The sequence below is a fragment of the Bacillus sp. JJ675 genome (assembly GCF_036963165.1).
In the GTDB taxonomy this organism is placed as follows: Bacteria; Bacillota; Bacilli; order Bacillales; family Bacillaceae; genus Bacillus; species Bacillus glycinifermentans.
In genome coordinates this window covers 22,169-28,230 of record NZ_JBALMR010000069.1, presented here as the reverse complement: position 1 = coordinate 28,230, position 6,062 = coordinate 22,169, and the positions used below count along the sequence as shown (strand labels likewise).

At 47.3% G+C, this 6,062-nt stretch carries 6 protein-coding genes; 2 read left to right on the top strand and 4 right to left on the bottom strand.

The annotated features are described in order from the left end of the window. Positions 1 to 44 precede the first annotated feature (44 nt). On the bottom strand, positions 45 to 1,061 hold the full coding sequence (gene holA / locus V7126_RS17755) for a DNA polymerase III subunit delta (RefSeq protein WP_335498018.1): 1,017 nt from the start codon (positions 1,059 to 1,061) through the stop codon (positions 45 to 47). 229 nt (positions 1,062 to 1,290) lie between these two features. On the opposite strand from holA, the gene V7126_RS17750 reads away from it, so the two are divergent. Next, a complete protein-coding gene (locus V7126_RS17750) occupies positions 1,291 to 1,422 on the top strand; it encodes a YqzM family protein (protein ID WP_048355472.1) in 132 nt (43 codons plus the stop codon). Between the two features lie 101 nt (positions 1,423 to 1,523). On the opposite strand, the gene V7126_RS17745 is transcribed toward V7126_RS17750, so the two are convergent. The 3 genes from V7126_RS17745 to V7126_RS17735 form a co-directional block, all read right to left on the bottom strand. Continuing rightward, complete coding sequence (locus tag V7126_RS17745) at positions 1,524 to 3,851, bottom strand: DNA internalization-related competence protein ComEC/Rec2 (RefSeq protein ID WP_335498015.1); 2,328 nt, start codon at positions 3,849 to 3,851, stop codon at positions 1,524 to 1,526. A 6-nt stretch (positions 3,852 to 3,857) separates the two neighbouring features. Continuing rightward, a complete protein-coding gene (locus V7126_RS17740) occupies positions 3,858 to 4,427 on the bottom strand; it encodes a ComE operon protein 2 (RefSeq protein WP_175076598.1) in 570 nt (189 codons plus the stop codon). 68 nt (positions 4,428 to 4,495) lie between these two features. Beyond that, positions 4,496 to 5,116 (bottom strand): helix-hairpin-helix domain-containing protein, encoded by a 621-nt coding sequence (locus tag V7126_RS17735; RefSeq protein WP_438823808.1) that lies wholly within the window; start codon positions 5,114 to 5,116, stop codon positions 4,496 to 4,498. A gap of 84 nt (positions 5,117 to 5,200) precedes the next feature. Between V7126_RS17735 and comER the strand changes: the two genes are divergently transcribed. Then, the gene (gene comER, locus V7126_RS17730; protein ID WP_175076596.1) at positions 5,201 to 6,022 is read left to right on the top strand and encodes a late competence protein ComER; all 822 of its coding nucleotides are present in this window, start codon (positions 5,201 to 5,203) and stop codon (positions 6,020 to 6,022) included. Positions 6,023 to 6,062: the final 40 nt, after the last annotated feature.

Below are 6,062 nucleotides of genomic sequence, written 5' to 3'. Positions count from 1 at the left end.
CAATTGGGGTGCAGTTCATGTTGAGGGCCGCTTTATTCATTCGGCTACAAAAGCTTCAGCAAAAACAGCTCAAGCAGCAGCTGCTTGTCCTTTTTTCCTGTCTTAATTTCATAATCCATCACGGCGAGCTGCTCCATGATGCTTTTGAGCTCCGTTTCGGAAAACAGCCTCGCCTGATCGATCGCCAGCTTGATTCTGAAAGGATGGACTTTCAGGTTTGAGGCAATTTGCTTCTGTCCGTAACCTTGCTGCGAAAAATATTTCGTTTGCAATATGAGGCGGAACTGATTGGCGATCAATGCCATCATTTTAATCGGTTCTTCATTCTGTTTCAAAAGGTCGTAAAAAATCTGAAGCGCCTCCGTCCGCCTGCGATTGACGACCTTGTTGATCAATTCGAAAATATTCTGCTCAAGCCCCCTTGCGACGAGCTTTCTGACGTCGTCCAGCAAGATTTCATCACGGTCTCCGATATATGTACTGAGCTTTTTGACCTCTTGAGCAATGGCCGACAGGCTCGCATTGCACAGAATGACCAGCTCTTCCGCCGCGCCTGAATCGATTTGCTTCCCCTCTGATTTGGCGAGGCCTTTAATAAAGTCAGCCGTTTCAGGCCCGTTCAGCTCCTTTGCCTCGACCATATCCGCGTGTTTTTTCAGCAGCTTTGTCAGCTTTTTTCGTTCATCAAGCTTTTCGTACGGAGCCAGCAAAACAAATACGGAATACGGCGCAGGCTGCGAAATATAAGCTTCAAGTGCCTCAAGGTTGTGCTCAGGCTTGTCTTTCTTTTTTTCAGCCGTTAAAAAAGTCGGATTTTTGGCAACGACGAGACGCCTCTCCCCCATAAAAGGAAAGGTTTCAGCATCCTCAACAGCAAGATCGAGAGCATCTTCTTCCAGGTCAAATACGGAAAGGTTAAAGTCTTTTGTTTCTTCGTCAACGACGGCTTGTCTAATCCTTTGAACCGTCTCCTGCAGCAGATATGTCTCTTTTCCGTACAAACAATAAACAGGATGAATATCGCCTTTTTTCAAGCTTCTCCAAACATCAAATACCGTCATCTGTACTTTCCTCTCTTTCATCCTTCCCTTCTATCCTAAAGCGTGTTTTGCAAATAGTAAAGAGAGAAACGGAGTCATCCGCTCTCTCATTTATAATAAACGCCTTCTATAAACCCCCGGGTCAGTTTATAAAAGACGATGTTCATAAAATGTAGAAAACGGTTGCAGGAAGCTTCTAGATTTTTCTAAAGAATTGAATTATACTGGATACAAATAGGAGGGGTAAATTGTGAATGAATTTGAAAAAGACGTACAAAGCAAACGTAACGATCTTGTAGACTCGGGTGTCGGTTTTGTCGTGAGTTTTGGATTCTTTGCTGTAATGTTTATCATCGCTACTGTCATACATCTGGCCGGATGATCAAAACCGGATTGACTCCGGTCGCACATGTTGCTTAACACAAACTTAAAAATGAATTCTTTCCGCCAGCTGCCGACTGCTTAGACGCAGTCTTTTTTCTGTTACGGGGAATATACTGTATCATATGGAGGATGAAGCAAAAACGTTCCGTCCCCTCTTTTAAATAGGTACTGAACCGCCCCGTCCCGGTCCGTCCTGAACACCTTGACCTGATGACGCTTTAAAACCTCCAGCACCTCCTCATGCGGATGGCCGTAGCGATTGTGTTCCCCAGCGGAGATGAGCGCGATTTTCGGCTCGATTTGTTTGATCAATTCCTCCCCTGTCGATCCTTTGCTGCCATGATGGCCGACTTTCAGAATATCGGCTTTCAGATCCGGATAGGCTTCGATGATCTCCCGCTCGCCCTGCTGTTCCAAGTCGCCTGTTAACAGCCAGCTGAAGCCGCCAGCCTTCATCCATAAAACGAGGGAACCGTTATTTTTGCTGCTTCCGTTCGCTGTCTCCGGCGAAAGAACGTCAAATACCAGATCACCGATCTTCAAACGGTCTCCCCTTTTGGCTGTTCTCACATCCACGCCCCTTTCCGCAGCGAAGCGGAGGAGCTTTTCATCCGCCGGCTCAGCAGCATAACCGATCGGCACAATCAGTTGTTTCACTTTATGCTTCCTGATCAAAACTTCAGCTTCTCCAATATGATCCTGATCAGCATGAGTCAAAATTAATGCATCGAGTTTTTTCACCCCTTTTGAAGCGAGGAACGGCATTAACACTCGATCTCCCAAGGAAAACTCATGTTTCCTTTTTCGCCATTCCTCAGTTTTGAAAGAAACGATTCCCCCTGTATCGATCAAGACACGTCCGTTTTGTCCGGACGCGCTGACATATATGCTGTCACCCTGCCCGATATCTAGCACCGTAACTTCCCCTTCACGGGTGAGATACGGCGCGGAGGCGTGAAACAAAAAAGCGCAGGCAAGCAGACAAACCGGGATGATGAGCCTTTGAATAGAGGCCTCTCTTTCCATGGAGATGAAAAGAAAACATATTGCAACAAGGTAAAAAAGCAACTGGAGGACATCCGGCTGGACGGCCGAATATGTGAAGAAATCAACGGAAGAAACAGTTTTAACCACAACATGGCTCCACCGGAGCAGCGCATCGAGTGCACCGATTGCAAGTTCCCCAAGCGGGGGCGCAATCCATAATGCCGATAGACCGGCCAATGACAGCGGCATAACAGCCATCACATAAAACGGTATAAAAAATAGATTCATCAGCACGCTGAGAAATGAAAACTCTTGAAAGTGAAAGAGAAGAATCGGAAGAGAACCGAGCTGGGCCGCAAAGGAGGAAAGCAATAGCCGGGCGGCTTGACGTTTAGGCTTTACTAGTATTTTCTTCGAGAGAATAAAGACGAATGACGCTGCAAAGGAGAGCTGAAAACCGGCCTGAAACAGCATATAAGGGCTGTATAACAAAAGTCCGAGAAAGGCGATGCTGATCACCTGGGCGCCCCTTAGACGATTCTTGCACAATGAAGAAACGAGGTAAATTTCTGTCATGAACGCCGCTCTCAGCACAGAGGGTGCCCCTCCTGTTAACACGGCGGCAACGGGGAGCATGATGATCAACGACCATTTTGCACATTCTCTCGTCATGCCGATCCGCAGCAAAATGTAGAAAAAAGCTGCTGAAATAATCCCAATGTGAAGCCCGGAAATCGCCAAAAGGTGGATGATCCCGAGCGTTTGATATCCGTCAATCACTTCCTGCTCGATCAGAAACCTGTCGCCGAACGTCAGCGCCTGCACAATACCAGCTGATGATTCTGGTACATTTTTTTCTATAAAAACAAGTCCGGCCTTGCGGATTTTCAGCAAAAACGGCATCAGGACGCCGCCGGACTTGCAGTTTTCGATCGACTGAACCGTAAAATTCCAGTGAATGCCCTGCTGGCGCAAATATTCTTTATAGTCAAACGTCCCGGGTACAGTCTCTTTTTTAGGCATTTTTAATTCGCCTTTCATAAAACACGTGCTCCCCGGATCGAGCGCTGATAGCGCCGCTTTTTCCTGCAGGGACTTTATGATGTAACCCGCTTTCACGGCCTCTCCTTCAGCCGTTTCGGCTGTGAAAGCGAGACGGTCCCCGTCGATTCTGGGAATATCGCGAATCGATACAGCCGCATGGTACGCGCCTTCCCGGTAACTCGACGTATTCGATCTGTCGATGATGAGAAAATAACCAAAATAAAAACCGCAAACAAGTGTACAAATGATAAAAAGAAAAAATTGTTTTTTAATCAGACAGAGGATGAAAAACAGACATAAAAAGGCGGCTAAGGGGAGAAGAGAGGAGCTTTGAGCAGAAGCAATTCCGGCCGCCGCCGAAATTGCTCCGCAAGGAAGGATGCGGTAGGTGCCCATGTTACATTACACGTAGCTCGTAAACAGCTTATTCGCCTGTTCATGTATTTTTCTGATCTCCGCTTCTTCAAGCCCCGCCTCTGACAGCTTCTGTATCAGATCTGCAACAAACGATAATTTCTCCCGATTTTTCAAATCGATAATCATTTCGTCAAGTTCTACCTGTTCCACCCTGACCGAAGCCTGTTCAAAAAGCTCAACTGCGTACGGATGATTCTTATAATCCTTTGCATAATATATGGTTTTGATGCCTGATTGAATAATTGATTTACAGCACTGGATGCACGGAAAGTGAGTTACATATATTTCAGCGCCTTCTGTCGGCACTCCGAATTTTGCGCATTGAAGGATCGCATTCATTTCCGCGTGAATGGTCCTGACACAATGCCCGTCGATAAGGTAGCATCCTTCATCTGCACAGTGGACCCCTCCGGCGATTGACCCGTTGTACCCCCCTGCTATAATTCGTTTATCCCTGACAATCGTCGCCCCGACAGCGAGCCTTGTACAAGTGCTGCGAAGCGCGAGCAAATGGCTTTGCGCCATGAAGTATTGATCCCAAGAAATGCGTTCCACGTTGAATTCCCTCCAAATACGATGTAAGACTTCCCTAAGTTTACATATGATTGTCCTTTGGCGTCAATTTACTTCACTGATATTGACGATTTTATTTTTTCAAATGTTTTTTCTCCGATGCCTGAAACGTTTGTAATGTCTTCCACCGTTTGAAACGGACCGTTCTCGTCACGGTATGCTGCGATCGCTTCCGCTTTTGAAGGTCCGACGCCCGGGATCGCCTGAAGCTCTTCCGATGAAGCGGTATTAATGTTAACCGTTTCTGCTTCGCCCCCCGCTGTCGATGATGATCCTCCTCCCGCACCGGTTTGAACGCCTTCCTCGCCTTCATACGGAATATAAATCACCATCCCATCCTGAAGGACAGCGGCCAGGTTGACTTGTTTCTCTTCTGCATTTTTCACGGTACCTCCCGCCTTTTTCAGCAAATGATGCACCCTCTCGCCCGCCTTCATCTCATAAACGCCGGGCTTTTTGACGGCGCCCTTCAGATCGATCACAATTTCGTCGTTTTCTTTCGTTTCCTTTTTGGCAGCACGGCCGGATGAAGAAGCGGCGGCCTCTGCCGGCACAGCATTGCTCCCGGCTGGTTCGCTGCGTATGTTTGACATCACAGCGACTGCGATGATAAAAAGTGCTGCAAGTATCCCTCCGGCCGCTGGCCATTTGTAGCGCTTCAGCCTGTTCATCAACAACTCACCTGCTTCCATACATATTTTAACTGGAGCGGTCATATCGTTTAAAAGATACACGTTTAAAGGAGGGGAGAACGATTGAATATCGGCTTTATCGGGACGGGAAACATGGGGACTATACTTATCGAGGCGTTAATTGAATCCGAAGCGGTCATTCCCTCATCTTTAACCATTACAAACAGAACGATCGGCAAAGCGTTAAACATAAAAAAGCGATTTCCAGACATCCGGGTCAGAGAGCGGCCGGAAGAAGCCGTTGCCGAAAGCGAGGCCGTATTTATTTGTGTAAAGCCGCACGATATATACCCTCTGTTAAAGCGTTTAGCGCCTGTTTTCACACCGGATCAGATTGTGATCACGATAACGAGCCCCGTCCAGGTCGAACAGCTGGAAACGGTCGTTTCCTGTCAGGCTGCAAGGGTGATCCCGAGCATCACCAACAGGGCTTTATCGGGCGTTTCGCTTTTAACATTCGGTAAGAGCTGCAATGCAGCAACAAAGGAAAAAATCACAGGACTGATGGAGAAGATTTCGATTCCTTTGGAAATCGAAAACGGCATCACCCGTGTTGCCTCGGATATCGTCAGCTGCGGTCCCGCCTTTATGAGCTACTTAATTCAGGAATTTATCCAGGCAGCCGTTGAAGAAACATCGGTGTCAAAAGAGGACGCTATTTTGATGTCCAAGGAAATGCTTGTCGGCTTGGGGAGACTTCTCGAAACAGAGCTGTACACGCTGCCGACACTGCAGAAAAAGGTTTGTGTAAAAGGCGGGGTAACCGGCGAGGGGATCAAGGCGCTGGAAATCGGTGTTCAAGACATGTTCCGCCAGATGTTCCGCAACACACACTTGAAGTATGAAGAGGATATCGCTTTGGTCAAAAAGCAATTTCAGGTCTGATTCATTGTTTCATATGTGGCGCAGATACTCAACTATGGAA

Coding starts and splice junctions, on each gene's coding strand:
- V7126_RS17745 (WP_335498015.1), bottom strand. CDS start 3,851: ATGGGCACCTACCGCATCCTTCCTTGCGGAGCAATTTCGGCGGCGGCC.
- V7126_RS17735 (WP_438823808.1), bottom strand. CDS start 5,116: ATGAACAGGCTGAAGCGCTACAAATGGCCAGCGGCCGGAGGGATACTT.
- holA (WP_335498018.1), bottom strand. CDS start 1,061: ATGACGGTATTTGATGTTTGGAGAAGCTTGAAAAAAGGCGATATTCAT.